Genomic DNA, 17,597 nt, shown 5'->3' with positions numbered 1-17,597 from the left:
CTCCGACCCACGCGGTCGGGCGTGTCGCGCTCCCTCTACAGAAAATTCCCATACGGAAATTCCCTCGTCCAAGGGGGCGCGGTCCCATAGACCGCAGATCGGGGGCAAACACCCACCGAGTACCTGGCTGGCACCGTGCTGACACTTCCCAGAAGATTCCCGTACGTCCGCCCCATTGCTGCCCCGAGAGGCAGGTAAGGCGACGAGTACTGTGGGACTCGCTTCCGGTCCTCCCGGCGGGAGGCGCGCAGCATCGGCACACGGCCGAGCAACTTGAGTAGTCTGCCATACGAGACACGTATGGCGCCAATCGGGCGGAAGAGAATACCCCGCCACGCTGAGTGGTCAAACTGCACCACGCTGCGGGGCTCCCCCTCCCTGCTCCTGCGTCCGCTCAGGACCGCGTCATGATCCCGCAGTCCGCCCGCCCGTCGGCTTCCAGGCCGTTGCTGCGGTCGTACGGGTCCACGGGGGTGCCGGAGGGGGTCGGCCCGGTGGGCGCGTCGTCGTCGAACCGCGGATGCAGGAGACCGTCGACGGTCTCACAGGCGCTGTTGCCGATGTTGCGGTAGTTCGTCTCGATCCACAGCTTGCCTGCGGTCGCCACCCAGGTGCGGGTATCGGCGATCGAGAAGGTGATCTCGCGCCGCAGGACCGTCCGCTCCACCTGGTCGGCGCCCGCCTTCGCCTTCACGAAGGGGTAGACGAAGGTGTAGTCGGTCTTCACGTGGGCCTTCCCCGCGCGGTCCCCGGGCTCCACCCACATCCGGCCGCGGACCTTGACGACCTCGCCCACGAGGGTCAGCTCGGCCGGGTCGTACCGGGTGAAGAGGTCGAGCGGGTCGTTCTCCGCCGAGGAGTGCCGCAGGGCCTCCTCCAGCTTCGTCTTGTACTCCCCCAGCTTCGGGTCGAGCAGGGCCAGCGCCGTCTCGGGACGCTCCCCGTGCAGGGTCGCCGGGTCCAGGTTGGCCGCGACCAGGAACTGCTTGGCCTTCGCCAGCGCCTCGGCGACCTGCTCCTTGGTCATGCCGCCGGCGGCCTGTGCCTCCGGCACCTCGATGCCGGCCGCCCCGTCCGCCCACTGGAGGGCCGGGGAGCCCCGGAAGGGGTCGGTGAGGGTGGGCCGGTCCGGGTCCACCGGGGTGGGCGCGGCGCTCGGGCGCGCCGTCTCGGCCGGCAGGGGCTGCCGCGCCTTCGCGTCCCCGTCGGCCTCGCCGGTGAGCTTGTCGATGACCAGTTCCGGCCGTAGGGCGATCAGCGCGAGGCCGGCGACGAAGACGATGGCCAGCGCCGCCTTGAGCCGGCGCCCGCCCCTCCCCCGCTCCCGCCGGGTGACGCCGGCCCGCCAGGCCGGCGGTTCGGCGGAGCCGCGCCGGGCGTCCTCCTCGCGCAGCCGTGCGGCCACCATGCGCGCCCGGGCCGAAGGCTCCTTGGGCGCCTCCCCCGCGCCCGCCTCGGCCTGCGCCAGGAACTGCGCCCACTCCTCGTCGGAGACGGCCGGTATGCCCTCGTCGTTCTTTCCCATGCCTTCGCCCCCGCCTGTGGTACCGGGCTCACTTGGTGAAGCAGCCCGTCATGTCCGCGATCAGCGCGCCGAGCCCCCCGGCCCCTGTTCAGCACGCCTCAGGTGATCCGATCCACCTGATCGCCCGGATGCTACTGGCAGTCGTACGGGGCGAAACGAGCGGGGGCCGGTCCGGTGAAACACGGACCCCGGCCCGCCCCGAGGGGCTGACCGGGGCCGGGGGCGTCGAGCCCGGGGGTGTGCGGCCGCCTCAGCGGTGGCGCCAGAGCACCCATGCGTGGGTCTTGTTCACCTTGGACACGTACCAGCCCTGGGGGGCCTGCGGCCAGGAGTCCTCCGGCGTGGCGTCCTTCGGGGTCAGCCGCAGGACGGCCGCGTCCGCCCCGGCCGGCGGCCGGTCGCCCTGCTCCAGCTTCCGCGTCCAGACCCGGCCGTCGTACACCTCGAACGCCTGGGCCATCCGCAGGCCCCAGTCGACGTCCTCGTCCATCACCAGGTTCTCGCCCGGCTTGAGCTCCGCGGACTGGGTGAAGCCGGTGGCCAGGTACTTGCGGATCTTGCGGTGCGGCTCGGCCACGTTCGAGGTGACCGTGGTCGTCGCGTACGTGGCGAACAGGGCCAGCGACACCGCGACGGCCCACACCACCCGGCGTCCGCCGGCCAGCCGGAACATCACGCAGGCGGCGAGCACCAGCAGGGCGCCGGCGATGGTCCGCCACATGTGCAGCTTCGTCCACTCCGAGGCCAGGAACAGCGCGTCCGGCATGGCCCACGGGATGATCCAGCGTGCGTAGAGGCCCTTGCCGACCACCATGATCACGAACTCGGCGGTGACCACGGTGAACACCACCGCGCCCAGCACCAGCCGCAGCAGCGCTCCGGTCCGCGCGCGCCACAGCGCGGCGACGCCGACCACGAAGAACGCGGGCACGAGCACGGCCAGGTACCGGGCGTAGACCCAGTTGTCGATCCGCTTGTCCCCGGGCAGTCCGGCCGCCGCCGCCAGCGCGATCCCGCACAGCAGGGCGACCATGGCGAAGGAGACCACCCGCGAGGCCCGGGTGAAGCGGGGGCTGAACACCGCGAACACGCACAGGACGACGGCGATCGCGCCGAAGCCCCAGGAGGAGACCGAGAAGTACCAGAGCTGGCCGATCGCACGGGTCACCGTGCGGCGCAGCAGCTCGGGCTCGACGAGGTTGTCCATCACCTGCGTGCCGACCGAGCTCGGCGGGGTGTCCTTGAACTGCGCCTCCAGCCAGCCGGCGAGGAGCTTGGCGCCCAGCACGGAGACGGCGAGGCCGCCCCAGGCGGCGAGCGTGGAGCGCAGCGGCGCCCACTTGAAGACCAGGGCGCCGAGGAAGACCGCCGCCGTGATGGCCACGACCACGCCGCCGCGGTCGTGCACCGACATGGAGTACCCGGCCAGCAGGCCGGCCCCCGCCCCGTACCAGGTGCGGCGGCGGGCATCGCCCTCGCTCAGCCAGCCGTGCAGGGTGATCAGCCAGCCGAGGAGGACCACCGGGAGCACGGTGTCGGACATCGCGAACTCGGAGTAGAAGACCACGGGCGGCATCAGCGCGGCCGCCGTGGCGATCAGGAACGACAGCCCCCGGGGCAGGTCGAGCCGGCGCAGGGCCAGGTAGGCCAGCGGGAAGACGAGCGCGTTGAGCAGCGTGTTGATGCCCATGACCAGCTGGTACGCGGTGACCGGGTCGTTCGCGATCCGCAGCGCCGGGGAGAGCAGCAGCGGGTAGCCGCCGGGGATGACCGAGCCAACCGGCATCTCGGTCGCCGGCCGCCCCGCGAGCACCCGGGCCAGGACCAGGTACGAGGGCTCGTCCGCGTGGACCGAGGGGTAGCTGTTGCCCCACACCAGGGAGAGGCGGAACAGCACCTGCGTCAGGTACCCGGTGACCAGCGCGGCGGGCCAGAACCAGCGCCGGCGCAGGGCGGAGTCCCGCAGCGCGAGCAGCCGCCCGGCCGCGGCCGGCTTGCCGGAGCGCTCAGGGGCGGACGTGTCGTTCGCTCCCGACGCGTCCATCGTTTCCGTTCCCGACTGCACCCCTGGCACTTCCTGTTCTGGTTGGACTGCCGGTCAGGCTCAGCTCTGCCCGGAGGTGAAGGCGTGGCGGGCCAGGTTCTTGGCGCCCTCGCGGTTCCCGCGGCGCAGCGCCCCGGGGAGCATCGTGATCGCGTGGAAGCGGGAGGCGCTGTGGATGCGGGCGGCGCGGGCGGCCTTGGGCCAGCCGCGGGCCTCCATCCGGTCGGCGACCGCTTCGAAGTACCGGGCCTGCTCGGTGAAGCGGGTGCCGGTGAAGGCCTGGACCGAGGACTCGCTGACGGCGTGCCGGCGGTACTGGAAGGCGGTGGTCGAGGCGTCGATGACCATCGCCTCACCGAGTTCGAGCAGGTCGACCACGAGCGCGAGGTCCTGGACCACCGAGTACTCGGACTGGAAGTTCACTTTGCGCAGGGCTTCGCCGCGCCAGGCGATGGACGGGAAGTACAGCCAGTTCCCGCGCAGCACGCTGACGGCCAGCTCCTCGCCGGCCATCGTGCGGTTGCCCTTGACCTGCGGGGCGTAGAGCCTGCGCTTGACGTTGTCGGCGAGACCGGCGGTGACCCGGCCCTCGCCGTCGATGACCTCGACGCCGGGCTGGATCATGCCGATGCCCGGCTGGGCCTCGGCGAGGCCCCGTACGGTCTTCAGGTAGTGCGGGTGGAGCACGTCGTCACAGCCCATGATGACGACGTAGTCGGCCTCGGAGAGGTGCACGCACTTCTTGAAGTTCTCGTTGATGCCGAGGTTCTGCTCGTTGCGGGTGTAGTGGACCCGCTCGTCGCCGAGCTCCGCGAACCAGCCCGGGACGTCCGGTTCCTTGCCGTCGTCGATCACGACGAGCCGGAAGTCCGGGTCGCTCTGCGCCAGGATGCTGAGGACCGCATCCTGCATCAGCTTGACGTCCCCGTAGTAGGGGAGCATGAAGTCGAAGGTCACCACGGTGATTCCTCAGGCCTTGACGGAGTCTGCGGGTTCGGCGGCCGGCGCTTCGGGCTCGACCGGGGCGGGCTGGCGGACGGCGTCCGGGCCCAGGCGCTCGTCGTTGTGGCGCGCGCCCTCGCTGAGGGCCACCGTCCGGGCCAGGTCGGTGATCTTCTTCTCGAGCGAGCGGAAGCGCAGGAAGGTGTTGAGCGTGAGGAAGCCCATGGCGAGGACCATCACGTACAGCACCAGGTCGGTGCCGCGGCCGACGCCGAGCTGGTGGGCCAGCCAGGTCACGTCGGTGGGCCGCAGGACGGCGTACACGTTGACCAGGACGAACACCGAGAAGGCGATGCGCTTCCAGGCACGGGTCTTCGCCTGGTCCCAGTTGCGTATGAACATGAGGGCCAGGGACACGGAGCCCAGGATGAGCACCAGCTGGATCCAGAAGTACTTCATCGGCGGCCACGCTCCCGCAGGGTGATGTCGAAGAGGATGTTGACGCCGTTGATCAGGGACTGACCCTTGGCGCGCGAGTACTCGGTGTAGAGGATGTCCACGGGGACCTCGACGACGCGCAGTCCGGAGCCGGCCAGGTAGCCGACGATCTCGGAGGCGTGGGCCATGCCGTTGTGCGTGATCTGCAGCTTCTCCGCCGCCGCGCGGCCCAGCACGCGCAGGCCGTTGTGCGCGTCGGTGAGGTTCAGCTTGCGGGCGGTCGGGCTGACGGCCGCGGCCGTGCGCAGCACGACCCGCTTGATCCACGGCACCTGGCCGTTCTGCTCGATGAAGCGGGAGCCGAGCACCACGTCGGCCTCGTCGGCGCGCAGCACCGCGACCATCTTCTCGACGTCGTGGGTCTGGTGCTGGCCGTCCGCGTCGAAGGTGGCGAAGTAGCGGGCGCCCGGCTGGGAGAGGGCGTACTTCAGGCCGGTCTGCAGCGCCGCGCCCTGGCCGAGGTTGACCGGGTGCTGCACCAGGTGCGCGCCGGTGGAGGCGATGTGCTGCGCGGAGTCGTCCGAGCTGCCGTCGTCGACGACGACTATGTTCGGAAAGGTCTTGCGCGCTCCCTCGACGACACCGGCGATCACCTGGCCCTCGTTATAGGCCGGTATGACCAGCCAGACATCGTCGTATTGGGACACGGTAGCTCCAGCGGAATGTGGCACACACGAGTGCTCGGGGGTCTGTGGGACTTCGGAGGCGGGCACGGTCACGTCCCTGCGGCGCCGGCGCCCAGCGGGCTCGCGACGTCCGTCCGCGCGGGGCCGTCGCCGGCTCCCGGGCCGGCTTCCGGGAACTTCAGTCTCAGCGCCGTCAGCATAGCCACGACGGTGGCGACGGAGCCGAGAGCATAGGCCAGGATCACACGGAGAGCCACGTCGCCGGGGGCGAAGGTGACGCCGACCAGTACGGCGGTACCGATGGCCCAGCAGAGCAGCTGCAGGTTGTGTCGCTTGAATACCATCAGCGCCTGTCCGAGCACCATCGCGAACATGTACGCCACGGTCCCCGCGGACAACAGGAAGAAGTCGAAGCAGCCCAGCGCCGGCTTGGCGCCGAAGAGCACGCCGATCAGCCACGGGCCGAGGACGGTGGCGGGGATGCCGCCGAGCAGGCCGAGCGCTCCGACGACCATGGCGATCTTGCGCAGCATCGCCGAGAAGGCGGTCCGGTCGCCGGCCTGGAAGGCGGCGCTGAGCCCGTTGAGCAGGGAGGCCTGGAGCGAGCCGAAGACGAAGAGCGGGACCCGGGCCAGGACCAGGGCGTTCAGCAGGGCCGCGATCAGCACGCTGTCCGTGGGCGCGAGCAGCTTGGTGCTCATCACGGCGGCGTTGACCACGACCTGGGAGAGCAGGGTCGAGCAGATCAGCAGGCCCAGCCCGGAGGTCAGCTCGCGCCAGGCGATCTCCTCGCCGGGCTCGACGACGCGCAGCAGCGCGGGCAGCGTGACCAGGGCGGCGACGACCGGCGCCACCCCGAGTACGAGGCTGAAGGCGAGGGCGGAGTCCGGCAGGGCCACGGCGCAGCCGAAGGCGAGCACCATGCGCAGCCCGCCGTCGACGGCGAGCTGGGTGCCGTACGCGCCGAACCGGCCGAGGCCGGCCAGGACCCCGCGGGTGAGGTAGCAGACGGCCATGCCGGTGAAGGCCGCGCCGAGGGCCGCCACCAGGGCCCGGTCCCCGTGGAAGAGCAGGTCCGCGACGGGTCCGGCGGCTGCGGCGAGCACGAGCAGGGTCGCGCCGAGGATCGCCGCGGTGAGCAGGGTGGCCCGGCGCAGGACGGGGGCCGCCCCGTGGCCGTCGACCGCGCGGGCGGCGACGATCCGGGTGAGCTCCTGCTCGATGGGGAAGAAGATGCCGAGCCCGATCGCCATGACGATCGTCCACAGCACCGAGACGTTCGCCATGGCTTCCGTGGACAGGCTGTGCCCGGCCACGCCGAGGTGGACGTACGAGGCCGCCCCGAGCACGACGGTGCCGCCGGCCACCGCGACGGTGCCCGGCGGCAGGGCCGCGCTGATCTTGCTCAGCAGGCTCTTCATCCCGCGGTGCCGTCCCTGTCCGCGCCCTCGGGCGCCGCGAAGGCGGGCAGTGCCAGGGCCCCTGCCAGCTGCTCGCGCCAGTCGGCGAGCGGGGGCAGGCCGGCCTCGGCCCAGCGGTCGTGCGCGAGCACGCTGAACGCCGGCCGTACGGCGGGCCGTACGAACGCGGAGGAGTCGGTGGGCCGGATCCGCTCGGGGTCCAGGCCGCTCAGCCGGTAGGTCTCGCGGGCCAGTCCGAACCAGGTGGTCCGGCCGCTCGCGGTGCCGTGGTAGACCCCGCCGGGGGCGCGGCCCGCCAGGGCGGCCTGCCCGAGCTCGACGAGGCGGCCGGCCAGCGCGCGGGACCAGGTGGGCTGGCCGTGCTGGTCGTCGACCACGTCGAGGGTGTCCCGCTGGGCGGCGAGCTTGAGCATGGTGGCGACGAAGTTCGGGCCGTGCTCGCCGTACAGCCAGGCGGTGCGGACCACGTAGCCGTGCTGCGGCAGCAGTTCGGCCACGGCCTGCTCGCCGGCCAGCTTGGAGCGGCCGTACGCGTTGACCGGGCCGGTCGCGGAGTCCTCGGCGTACGGCTGCTCGGCGTCGCCGGGCAGCACGTAGTCGGTGGAGACGTGCAGGAGGCGGGCTCCGGCCGCGGCGCAGGCCTCGGCCAGGACGCGTACGCCGGTGCCGTTGACGGCGGTGGCGGCCTCTTCGGCGCTCTCGGCGCCGTCGACGTCGGTCCAGGCGGCGCAGTTCACGACCACGGCGGCACCCTCGACGGCGGCCCGGACGGCGGCCGGGTCGGTGATGTCGAGGTCGGTGCGGCGCAGGGCGGTGGCCGCGATGCCGGCGTCCTTGAGGACGGCCAGGACGTCCTGGCCGAGCATCCCGGCGGCGCCGGTGACGACCCAGCGGCCGCCGGAGGTGCTGTCGGCGCTCTCGGCGCCGCTGGTGCTCTGGCTCACGTCCGCGGCGGTCACTTCTGCAGCGCTGCCTTGGCCTTCAGGGGCTCCCACCAGGCGCGGTTCTCGCGGTACCAGGCGATGGTCGACGCGATGCCTTCCTCGAAGGTGACCTGCGGGGCGTAGCCGAGCTCCGAGCCGATCTTGCTGATGTCGATGGAGTAGCGCAGGTCGTGGCCCTTGCGGTCCTCGACGCGCTCGACCATCTCCCAGCCCAGGCCGGCGGCCTCCAGCAGGACGCCGGTGAGCTCCTTGTTGGTGAGCTCGACGCCGCCGCCGATGTTGTAGACCTCGCCGCCGCGGCCCTTGCGCATGGCCAGGTCGATGCCGCGGCAGTGGTCGGAGACGTGCAGCCAGTCGCGCACGTTGCCGCCGTTGCCGTACAGCGGGACCTTCTTGCCGTCCATCAGGTTCGAGACGAACAGCGGGATGACCTTCTCCGGGAACTGGTAGTGCCCGTAGTTGTTGGAGCAGCGGGTGACCACGACGTCCATGCCGTGCGTGCGGGCGTAGGCCAGCGCGAGCAGGTCGGAGGAGGCCTTCGAGGCGGAGTACGGGGAGTTGGGCACCAGCGGCCACTCCTCGGTCCAGGAGCCCTCGCTGATCGAGCCGTAGACCTCGTCGGTGGAGATGTGGACGAAGCGGCCGACGCCGTGCTTGCGGGCGGCGTCCAGGAGGACCTGGGTACCCACCACGTTGGTCATCACGAAGGGGCCCGCGCCGGCGATCGAGCGGTCCACGTGGGACTCGGCCGCGAAGTGCACGACGACGTCGTGGCCGGGCATCACCTGGTCGACGGCCTCGGCGTCGCAGATGTCACCCTTGACGAACGAGTAGCCGGCATGACCGGCGACCGGGGCGAGGTTGGCTTCGACGCCGGAATACGTCAGCTTGTCGAAGACGGTGATCTGGGCCGTGGGGTCCGAACCGAGCTGCTGGCGGACGAATTCTGAACCGATGAAGCCGGCGCCGCCGGTCACAAGGATGCGCATAATACAAACAGTCTAGCCGCTCGCCTACTCCGCCAAGGCCGCCCGCCCGCTCCCGTCCGGGCCCGGACGGCGCGCCTCCACCGGTCTCGCATAGGGTTGTGCCTATGCGTGGAATTCTCTTGGCCGGCGGCACCGGATCCCGACTCTGGCCGCTGACGCGGGCAGTGTCGAAGCAGCTGCTGCCCGTCTTCGACAAGCCGATGATCTACTACCCGCTTTCGACGCTGGTCATGGCCGGGATCAGCGAGATCCTCGTCATCACCACCCCGGAGGACCGCGACCAGTTCGAGCGTCTGCTCGGCGACGGCTCGCAGTTCGGCATCCGGCTGGAGTACGCCGTCCAGGAGCGCCCCGAAGGCATCGCCCAGGCCTTCGTGCTCGGCGCCGACTTCATCGGGGACGACTCCGTCGCCCTGATCCTCGGCGACAACATCTTCCACGGCAGCGGCCTCGGCACCCGGCTGGCGGAGCACACCGACTCCAAGGGCGGCCGGGTCTTCGCGTACCCGGTGGCGGATCCGACGGCGTACGGCGTGGTCGAGTTCGACGAGAACGGCCAGGCCATCTCCATCGAGGAGAAGCCGGTCCAGCCCAAGTCCCGTTACGCCGTGCCCGGTCTGTACTTCTACGACAACCAGGTCGTGGAGATCGCCCGCGGCCTGAAGCCCAGCGCCCGCGGCGAGCTGGAGATCACCGCCGTCAACGACGCGTACCTCCAGGCCGGTGAGCTGAATGTCACCATCCTCGACCGCGGTACCGCCTGGCTGGACACCGGCACCTTCGTCTCGATGGTGCAGGCCTCGGAGTTCGTGCGCGTGATCGAGGAGCGCCAGGGCTTCAAGATCGGCTGCATCGAGGAGGCCGCCTGGCGGGCGGGCCTGATCGACTCCGCGCAGCTGCGCGCGCTGGCCGAGCCGCTGGTCAAGAGCGGCTACGGGACCTACCTGATCGGTCTGCTCGAAGAGGAGGCCGCACGATGAAGTTCCGCGAGCTCTCCATCGAGGGCGTGTTCGAGATAACGCCCCAGCAGCACGGTGACCCGCGCGGCATGTTCATGGAGTGGTACCGCTTCGACCACCTCGCCGAGGTCGTCGGGCACCCGCTGAACCTGGCGCAGGCCAACCTCTCGGTCTCTCAGCGCGGTGTGGTCCGCGGCATCCACTTCGCCGACGTCCCGCGCGGCCAGGCCAAGTACGTCACCTGCGTGCGCGGCGCCGTGCTGGACATCATCGTGGACATCCGGGTCGGCTCCCCGACCTTCGGCCGCTGGGAAGGCGTCCGGCTGGACGACGTGGACCGCCGCGCCGTCTACCTCCCCGAGGGCATGGGCCACGGCTTCTGCGCGCTGACCGATGACGCCACCCTGTCCTACCTCTGCTCGGAGACGTACAACCCGACGGGCGAGCACTCGGTCCACCCGCTCGACCCCGACCTGGGCATCGACTGGCCGGCGGACGTCCCGCTGCTGTCCGCCCGCGACGACGCGGCCCCCTCGCTGACCGACGCCGCCGCGTCCGGCCTGCTGCCGGACTACGCCGCCTGCATCGAGTTCACGGAGTCCCTGCGGGTGAAGTGAGCACCGCGCACGGAGCGACGTACGCGAAGAGGGCCGCACCCCCGGGGGTGCGGCCCTCTTCGCATGCCCGCTCGCGGCACGCAGGCCCGTACGCGGCACGGACCGTACGACGGAGGGCCCCTTCCCCGTCGCGTGAACGACGGGGAAGGGGCCCTCCTGTCAAACGTGGTGCCCGCTCGCGCGAGCTACCAGGTCAGAACACGAACTACTTCGTGATCTTGGTGACCTGACCGGCGCCCACGGTACGACCACCCTCACGGATGGCGAACTTGAGGCCTTCCTCCATGGCGACCGGCTGAATCAGCGTGACCGTCATCTCGGTGTTGTCGCCCGGCATGACCATCTCCGTGCCGGCCGGCAGGGTGACAACACCCGTGACGTCCGTGGTACGGAAGTAGAACTGGGGACGGTAGTTGTTGAAGAACGGGGTGTGACGGCCACCCTCGTCCTTCGACAGGATGTACGACTGGGCCTCGAACTCGGTGTGCGGGGTGACCGAACCGGGCTTGATGATGACCTGGCCGCGCTCGACGTCCTCGCGCTTGATGCCACGGAGGAGCAGACCGACGTTCTCGCCCGCCTGGCCCTCGTCGAGCAGCTTGCGGAACATCTCGATACCGGTGACCGTGGTGGTGGTCTTGGTCTCCTTGATACCGATGATGTCGACGGTCTCGTTGACCTTCAGGACACCACGCTCGATACGGCCGGTGACGACGGTACCGCGACCGGTGATCGTGAAGACGTCCTCGACGGGCATGAGGAACGGCAGCTCGGTGTCACGCGGCGGGGTCGGGATCGCCTCGTCGACGGCAGCCATGAGGCCGAGAAGCTTCTCGCCCCACTCCTTGTCGCCCTCGAGCGCCTTCAGCGCGGAGACGCGGACGACCGGAAGGTCGTCGCCCGGGAAGTCGTAGTCCGAGAGGAGCTCACGAACCTCGAGCTCGACGAGCTCCAGGATCTCCTCGTCGTCCACCATGTCGGCCTTGTTCAGCGCGACGACGATGTACGGAACGCCGACCTGGCGGGCCAGGAGCACGTGCTCCTTGGTCTGCGGCATCGGGCCGTCGGTGGCGGCGACCACGAGGATCGCGCCGTCCATCTGCGCGGCACCGGTGATCATGTTCTTGATGTAGTCCGCGTGACCCGGGCAGTCGACGTGGGCGTAGTGACGCGCCTCGGTCTGGTACTCGACGTGCGCGATGGAGATGGTGATACCGCGCTGGCGCTCTTCGGGAGCCTTGTCGATCTGGTCGAAGGCCGAGGCCTCGTTCAGGTCCGGGTACGCGTCATGCAGCACCTTGGTAATGGCGGCCGTGAGGGTCGTCTTACCGTGGTCAATGTGACCGATGGTGCCGATGTTGACGTGCGGCTTAGTCCGCTCGAACTTCGCCTTCGCCACGGGGTCCTCCTGGAGAGTGGTTCTGTACGCCTTACAGATCGGCGCCAGGTGATCTTTGCTGGATAGCCGGTTCCCCGGGGGCAACGAGAGGGTTACTCCTGTTGCCCCAGAGGCTCCGGTGACAAGCCTAAAGCGTGTACTCGGAAGAGTTACTCGCCCTTGGCCTTCGCGATGATCTCCTCAGCGACGTTCCGGGGAACCTCGGCGTAGGAGTCGAACTGCATCGAGTAGCTGGCGCGACCCGAGGTCTTGCTGCGGAGGTCTCCGACGTAGCCGAACATCTCCGAGAGGGGCACGAGGCCCTTCACGAGGCGCGCACCGTGACGCTCCTCCATGGCCTGGATCTGGCCACGGCGGGAGTTGATGTCACCGATGACGTCACCCATGGACTCCTCCGGCGTGGTGACCTCGACGGCCATCATCGGCTCGAGGAGCACGGGAGAAGCCTTGCGCGCGGCCTCCTTGAAGGCCTGCGAACCGGCGATCTTGAAGGCGAGCTCGGAGGAGTCGACCTCGTGGTAGCCACCGTCGAGAAGAATGACGCGGACGCCAGTCATCTCGTAGCCGGCGAGGATGCCGAACTTCATGGCTTCCTGCGCACCCGCGTCGACCGAGGGGATGTACTCCCTCGGGATGCGGCCACCGGTGACCTTGTTCACGAACTCGTACGCCGGACCGTCGGCCTCGAGGATCGGCTCGATCGCGATCTGCACCTTGGCGAACTGACCGGTACCACCGGTCTGCTTCTTGTGGGTGTAGTCGTGACGCTCCACCGTCTGGCGGATCGTCTCGCGGTAAGCGACCTGCGGCTTGCCGACGTTGGCCTCGACCTTGAACTCGCGCTTCATACGGTCGACCAGCACCTCGAGGTGCAGCTCGCCCATACCGCCGAGGATGGTCTGGCCGGTCTCTTCGTCCGAGTGAACGTGGAAGGAGGGGTCCTCCTCCGCGAGAGACTGGATGGCGACACCCAGCTTCTCCTGGTCACCCTTGGACTTGGGCTCGATGGCGACCTGAATGACCGGGGCCGGGAAGTCCATGGACTCCAGGATGACCGGGTTCTTGTCGTCACACAGCGTCTCACCGGTGGTGGTCTGCTTCAGGCCCATGACGGCGACGATGTCACCGGCGCCCACCGCTTCGATCTCTTCACGCTTGTTCGCGTGCATGCGGTAGATCTTGCCGATGCGCTCCTTCTTGCCCTTGACGGAGTTCAGCACCGCAGTGCCGGCCTCCAGGCGGCCCGAGTAAACCCGGACGAAGGTGAGCTTGCCGAGGTGCGGGTCGCGCATGATCTTGAACGCGAGCGCCGCGAGGGGCTCGTCGTCCGAGGGCTTGCGCTTCACGACGACCTCGGCGTCCCGGACGTCGTGGCCTTCGATGGCCTCGATGTCCAGGGGCGACGGGAGGTAGCGGACGACGGCGTCGAGCAGGGGCTGAACGCCCTTGTTCTTGAACGCCGTGCCACAGAACACCGCGGTGACGGTGGCGCCGTTGTCACCCTTGGAACCGATGATGATGCGACGCACGGCATCGTGCAGCTGCTGGACGGTGGGCTCGACGCCCTCCAGGAACAGCTCCATGATCTGGTCGTCGTTCTCGGCGACCGTCTCGACCAGCTTGGCGTGCCACTCTTCAGCGGCTTCCTTGTGGGTGTCCGGGATGTCGACGATGTCGTACATCTCGCCCTTGGTCGCCTCGGCGGACCAGACGAACGCCTTCATGGTGACCAGGTCGACAACGCCCTGGAAGTCCATCTCGGCACCGATGGGGAGCTGCATGACGATCGGAACCGCACCGAGGCGGTCCTTGATCATCTCGACGCAGCGGTGGAACTCGGCGCCGGTGCGGTCCAGCTTGTTGACGAAGCAGATGCGCGGGACGCCATAGCGGTCCGCCTGACGCCAAACGGTCTCGGACTGCGGCTCCACACCGGCGACACCGTCGAACACGGTGACGGCACCGTCGAGGACGCGGAGCGAACGCTCCACCTCGACCGTGAAGTCGACGTGACCCGGGGTGTCGATGATGTTGATGGTGTGGTCGACGTCTTCGAGCGGCCAGTGACAGGTCGTCGCGGCAGACGTGATCGTGATGCCGCGCTCCTGCTCCTGCTCCATCCAGTCCATCGTGGCAGCGCCGTCGTGGACTTCACCGATCTTGTAAGACACACCGGTGTAGAACAGGATGCGCTCGGTGGTGGTCGTCTTGCCCGCGTCGATGTGAGCCATGATGCCGATGTTGCGCACCTTGGCCAGGTCAAGCGAAGTGGTAGCCATATCGGCTCAGTCTTCTCTCGGTCTCGATGTGGGTTGGGACTACCAGCGGTAGTGCGCGAAGGCCTTGTTGGACTCGGCCATCTTGTGCGTGTCCTCACGCTTCTTGACGGCAGCGCCAAGACCGTTCGACGCGTCGAGCAGCTCGTTCATGAGGCGCTCGGTCATCGTCTTCTCGCGGCGGGCGCGGGAGTAACCCACGAGCCAGCGCAGCGCGAGGGTCGACTGACGACCCGGCTTGACCTCGATCGGCACCTGGTAGGTGGCGCCACCGACACGGCGGGACTTGACCTCAAGCGACGGCTTGACGTTCTCCAGCGCGCGCTTCAGCGTGATGACCGGGTCGTTGCCGGTCTTCTCGCGGAGGCCTTCCATGGCGCCGTAAACGATGCGCTCGGCGGTGGAGCGCTTGCCGTTCAGGAGGATCTTGTTGATGAGCGACGTCACCAGAGGAGATGCGTAGACCGGGTCGATGATGACCGGGCGCTTCGGGGCGGGGCCCTTACGAGGCATTTTTTACTTCTCCTTCTTGGCGCCGTAGCGGCTGCGGGCCTGCTTGCGGTTCTTGACAGCCTGGGTGTCAAGCGCACCACGGATGATCTTGTAACGAACACCCGGCAGGTCCTTCACACGGCCACCACGCACGAGCACGATCGAGTGCTCCTGCAGGTTGTGTCCCTCACCCGGAATGTAGGCCGTGACCTCGATGCCAGAGGTCAGACGCACACGCGCGACCTTACGCAGCGCCGAGTTCGGCTTCTTCGGGGTGGTCGTGAACACACGCGTGCAGACGCCGCGACGCTGGGGCGAAGCCTCAAGCGCGGGGGTCTTGGTCTTCTCGACCTTGTCCTGCCGGCCCTTACGGACCAGCTGCTGGATCGTAGGCACTACTTCTCCGGTTTCTGTGTGCCGTGTAGTGAAGCTAACCTGGAACATTTGCCGACCCACGCGGTCGGGTGTGTCGGATCCGGCGGACCTCCACGCAAGCGTGGAAACGCATGGATCGCGGTGGCTTGTACGGCTCAGGTGCGGTTGATGGACACGCACAGGAGCCCAGGCACACCCCAGGCACAAGGTCTGAGCGTACCCACCGCATCCACTCCGGTCAAAACAAAAGCCCCGGCCCCGGAAGCCCGAAGGGCCCTGCGACCAGTCGCCACAAGGCCGAGGCCGGGATGCGGTCCCTCCGATGTGCGGCCGTGGTGCAGGTGTGCTACGCGGGAGCCGCCGCGCCCCCCTCGGCCGCGGCGGCTCCCGGTCGTACGCGGGGGCGTTCCGCTGCGGCCCCCGAGGTCACCCCGCCGGTCACTCCGCCGGCCGCTCCCCAGGTCGTTCCGCGGCGATCGCCGAGGTCACTCCCGCGCGGTGCGGCGGCCCTCGGCGGGCTGCTCGGGGCCGGAGGGGCCGGCCGCGGCCGGCCCCTCGCCCTCGGCGGGCTCCAGGAACTGGCTGACCACCTTGACGAACACCGCGCGGCGCTCCTCCGGGACTCCGAGCCACCGCGCGAAGTCCTCGATCGCGGGCCGCTGCCCGTCGGCCGGCAGCGGGAGGGGCGCCAGCGGCAGCTCCTCCGGGCTGACCCGGCCGGAGCGGATCAGCATGTCCCGCACGGAGACCCCTAGGAACGGGGCCATGCGCCGCATCGTTTCGAGGTCGGGCATGCTCTGCCGCTGAAGCAGCCGGGTCACCGCCGCGCGGTGCACGCCCGCCTCGTCGGCGATCCGGGACTTGCCTCCGCCACGGGGGCTGTCGATGTCGTAGCCGCGCTGCCGCATCAGGTCTTCCACCCAGGCCGCGAACGCGTCCAATTCGCGAGTACTCATGTGTCGCTCCTCAGTCCACCCCATGGGGGACTCACCCTAGCGTGCTTGCGCGCACAGAATCAGACCTTACACAGGGCATACAGGATCCCCCCACAAGATTCTTAATTGCGTGCTCGCGCGCAACGTGTCAGAGTGGCGGCCACGCCCCACCTGCCACACCGATCACGCTTTCCCGCGGTCACGGCAGCACCGAGCACCCGCACCCGTCACCGCCCAGCTCCTCAGTCATGGAGTCGCCATGCCCTTCCGCTCCCCGCCGCTCCGCCCCCACGCAGTCCCGTGGCAGTCCGCCGCCGCCTGCGCCGCCCTCCCCCCGGCCGTGGTCTTCGCCCGCCGGGCCAAAGACGCCGCGCCCGCGCTGCGCGCCTGCGCCGCCTGTACGGTCCGCGCCGAGTGCGAGGAGGCCGTCGCGCCGGCCGAGAGCCGGTTCGACGGGGTCTGCGGCGGCCGGCTGTGGCGCAACGGCATTCCCTCCGCCGTCCCCCAGCTCTCCGGGAGCCCCTCGTGACCGACCGCGCCGCCGATGACAGCGCCCTCTGGATCGCCGCACTGATCCGCCAGTTCCCGGAGCTCGCGCGGGAGCTGGCGCCCGGCCGCTCCGGCCCCCTCGCCCCGCACGCCTCGTACGACTCCTCCAGTGGGCGGCCCCCGGCGCCGCCCCGCCCGGCGGCCGAGGCGCGGATGCGCGAGGAGAAGCGGGAAGCCCTCCTGCTCCAGCAGCGCCACGGGCTGGCCGTGCCCGGGTACGGAGCCGCCCCCATCCGCCTGCACATCTCCGACACCATCCGGGACATCACCGACGGCGTGGTCGAACTGGAGGAGGCGGCGTGCGCCCGGCTGGGGGTCCCCCGCCCGCGCGCCGCCGACGTGCCGGTACGGCTGCGCCGCATCGCCGCGCTGCTGGGGGAGATCGGGGCGCACCCCGTGCTGGCCCGGCACGTACGGGACGAGCTGCGCCGGATGGCCCGCCGCTGCGCCCGCGCCCTCGGGGACACCGAGCAGGTGGTCCGGGTGGCCGGCCGGTGCCCGTGGTGCGACTCCGTGTCCCTGCGCGCCTTCCCCGACCGACGGGCGGTGCTCTGTGTGAACCCGGCCTGCCGCTGCACCGACGAGGAGTGCGGCTGCCACGACGACCCCGCCTACCGCCACCTGTGGCCCGAGGGCGAGTGGGCCCCGCTGGCCGCCGCCGCGGGCTGCCGTACGGACGAACTCGACGCCGCGATGGAAGGTACCGCCCCGTGACCCCTGCACCCTCCGCCCGTATCCCCGTACTGCTTCCCTCTCTGGTCCCGGGGCCGCTGGCCGCCCGGGAGGCGGGGGTCGCCCCCGCCACGATCCGCAAGTGGGTCCAGCTCGGGCGGCTCGCGGCGGCGGGACGGGCCGGGCGGGCGCAGCTGTTCCGGCTGGAGGACGTGTTCGCCGCCGAGCGGGCCGCCAGCCGCCGGCCCGCCTGAGCCCGCCCGACCTGTGTGACCCCGCCCCTCCCCGCCCGACCTGCACGCCCCATCCCCGCCCGCGCCGGTGCCCGGCCTCC

The 17,597-nt window shown here is 70.0% G+C and carries 18 protein-coding genes; 5 read left to right on the top strand and 13 right to left on the bottom strand.

Annotated features, from left to right (window positions below):
- Positions 1–394 precede the first annotated feature (394 nt).
- The 8 genes from ACFWNV_RS16845 to rfbB all read right to left on the bottom strand — a co-directional run bounded on the left by ACFWNV_RS16845 (position 395) and on the right by rfbB (position 8,989).
- Entirely contained in the window at positions 395–1,525 is a 1,131-nt protein-coding gene (locus ACFWNV_RS16845; protein WP_383946946.1) for a hypothetical protein, read from the bottom strand.
- Between the two features lie 250 nt (positions 1,526–1,775).
- Complete coding sequence (locus ACFWNV_RS16840) at positions 1,776–3,569, bottom strand: hypothetical protein (RefSeq protein WP_383946943.1); 1,794 nt, start codon at positions 3,567–3,569, stop codon at positions 1,776–1,778.
- A 60-nt stretch (positions 3,570–3,629) separates the two neighbouring features.
- Complete coding sequence (locus ACFWNV_RS16835) at positions 3,630–4,529, bottom strand: glycosyltransferase (protein ID WP_383946941.1); 900 nt, start codon at positions 4,527–4,529, stop codon at positions 3,630–3,632.
- A 9-nt stretch (positions 4,530–4,538) separates the two neighbouring features.
- Positions 4,539–4,970, bottom strand: a complete 432-nt coding sequence (locus ACFWNV_RS16830; RefSeq protein WP_383946938.1) for a DUF2304 domain-containing protein — start codon at positions 4,968–4,970, stop codon at positions 4,539–4,541.
- Positions 4,967–5,656, bottom strand: coding sequence for a glycosyltransferase family 2 protein (locus ACFWNV_RS16825; RefSeq protein WP_383946936.1), 690 nt, complete (start codon positions 5,654–5,656; stop codon positions 4,967–4,969). The genes ACFWNV_RS16830 and ACFWNV_RS16825 overlap by 4 nt, the downstream gene beginning before the upstream one ends.
- A gap of 68 nt (positions 5,657–5,724) precedes the next feature.
- On the bottom strand, positions 5,725–7,056 hold the full coding sequence (locus ACFWNV_RS16820; RefSeq protein WP_383946933.1) for a lipopolysaccharide biosynthesis protein: 1,332 nt from the start codon (positions 7,054–7,056) through the stop codon (positions 5,725–5,727).
- Entirely contained in the window at positions 7,053–8,000 is a 948-nt protein-coding gene (gene rfbD / locus ACFWNV_RS16815; protein WP_383946931.1) for a dTDP-4-dehydrorhamnose reductase, read from the bottom strand. Before rfbD ends, ACFWNV_RS16820 begins: the two co-directional genes overlap by 4 nt.
- A gap of 11 nt (positions 8,001–8,011) precedes the next feature.
- Positions 8,012–8,989: a dTDP-glucose 4,6-dehydratase gene (rfbB, locus tag ACFWNV_RS16810; RefSeq protein WP_266955891.1), complete on the bottom strand. Its 978-nt coding sequence runs from the start codon at positions 8,987–8,989 to the stop codon at positions 8,012–8,014.
- A 104-nt stretch (positions 8,990–9,093) separates the two neighbouring features.
- Here rfbB and rfbA point away from each other — a divergent pair, with 104 nt between their 5' ends.
- Entirely contained in the window at positions 9,094–9,969 is an 876-nt protein-coding gene (gene rfbA, locus ACFWNV_RS16805) for a glucose-1-phosphate thymidylyltransferase RfbA (RefSeq protein ID WP_383946928.1), read from the top strand.
- Complete coding sequence (rfbC, locus tag ACFWNV_RS16800; protein ID WP_383946925.1) at positions 9,966–10,565, top strand: dTDP-4-dehydrorhamnose 3,5-epimerase; 600 nt, start codon at positions 9,966–9,968, stop codon at positions 10,563–10,565. Before rfbA ends, rfbC begins: the two co-directional genes overlap by 4 nt.
- A 205-nt stretch (positions 10,566–10,770) precedes the next feature.
- Here rfbC and tuf read toward each other — a convergent pair whose 3' ends face one another.
- The 5 genes from tuf to ACFWNV_RS16775 all read right to left on the bottom strand — a co-directional run bounded on the left by tuf (position 10,771) and on the right by ACFWNV_RS16775 (position 16,063).
- Positions 10,771–11,964, bottom strand: coding sequence for an elongation factor Tu (tuf, locus tag ACFWNV_RS16795; RefSeq protein ID WP_112447760.1), 1,194 nt, complete (start codon positions 11,962–11,964; stop codon positions 10,771–10,773).
- Between the two features lie 149 nt (positions 11,965–12,113).
- Entirely contained in the window at positions 12,114–14,243 is a 2,130-nt protein-coding gene (fusA, locus tag ACFWNV_RS16790) for an elongation factor G (RefSeq protein ID WP_383946921.1), read from the bottom strand.
- A 39-nt stretch (positions 14,244–14,282) separates the two neighbouring features.
- Positions 14,283–14,753, bottom strand: coding sequence for a 30S ribosomal protein S7 (rpsG, locus tag ACFWNV_RS16785; protein ID WP_215023410.1), 471 nt, complete (start codon positions 14,751–14,753; stop codon positions 14,283–14,285).
- A gap of 3 nt (positions 14,754–14,756) precedes the next feature.
- Positions 14,757–15,128, bottom strand: coding sequence for a 30S ribosomal protein S12 (gene rpsL, locus ACFWNV_RS16780; protein WP_007265893.1), 372 nt, complete (start codon positions 15,126–15,128; stop codon positions 14,757–14,759).
- Positions 15,129–15,592: 464 nt separating this feature from the next.
- Positions 15,593–16,063, bottom strand: coding sequence for a helix-turn-helix domain-containing protein (locus ACFWNV_RS16775; protein ID WP_383946917.1), 471 nt, complete (start codon positions 16,061–16,063; stop codon positions 15,593–15,595).
- A gap of 238 nt (positions 16,064–16,301) precedes the next feature.
- On the opposite strand from ACFWNV_RS16775, the gene ACFWNV_RS16770 reads away from it, so the two are divergent.
- The 3 genes from ACFWNV_RS16770 to ACFWNV_RS16760 are packed head-to-tail and all read left to right on the top strand — an operon-like array spanning position 16,302 to position 17,517.
- The gene (locus ACFWNV_RS16770) at positions 16,302–16,571 is read left to right on the top strand and encodes a WhiB family transcriptional regulator (RefSeq protein ID WP_383946914.1); all 270 of its coding nucleotides are present in this window, start codon (positions 16,302–16,304) and stop codon (positions 16,569–16,571) included.
- Positions 16,568–17,305, top strand: coding sequence for a hypothetical protein (locus ACFWNV_RS16765; protein WP_383946912.1), 738 nt, complete (start codon positions 16,568–16,570; stop codon positions 17,303–17,305). The genes ACFWNV_RS16770 and ACFWNV_RS16765 overlap by 4 nt, the downstream gene beginning before the upstream one ends.
- Positions 17,302–17,517, top strand: coding sequence for a hypothetical protein (locus tag ACFWNV_RS16760; RefSeq protein ID WP_383946909.1), 216 nt, complete (start codon positions 17,302–17,304; stop codon positions 17,515–17,517). The genes ACFWNV_RS16765 and ACFWNV_RS16760 overlap by 4 nt, the downstream gene beginning before the upstream one ends.
- The last annotated feature ends 80 nt before the right edge of the window (positions 17,518–17,597 follow it).

The organism is Streptomyces sp. NPDC058401 (genome assembly GCF_042722885.1).
GTDB lineage: Bacteria > Actinomycetota > Actinomycetes > Streptomycetales > Streptomycetaceae > Streptomyces.
The sequence above is the reverse complement of the archived record's forward strand: the minus strand, read 5'-3'. Positions and strand labels throughout refer to the sequence as shown.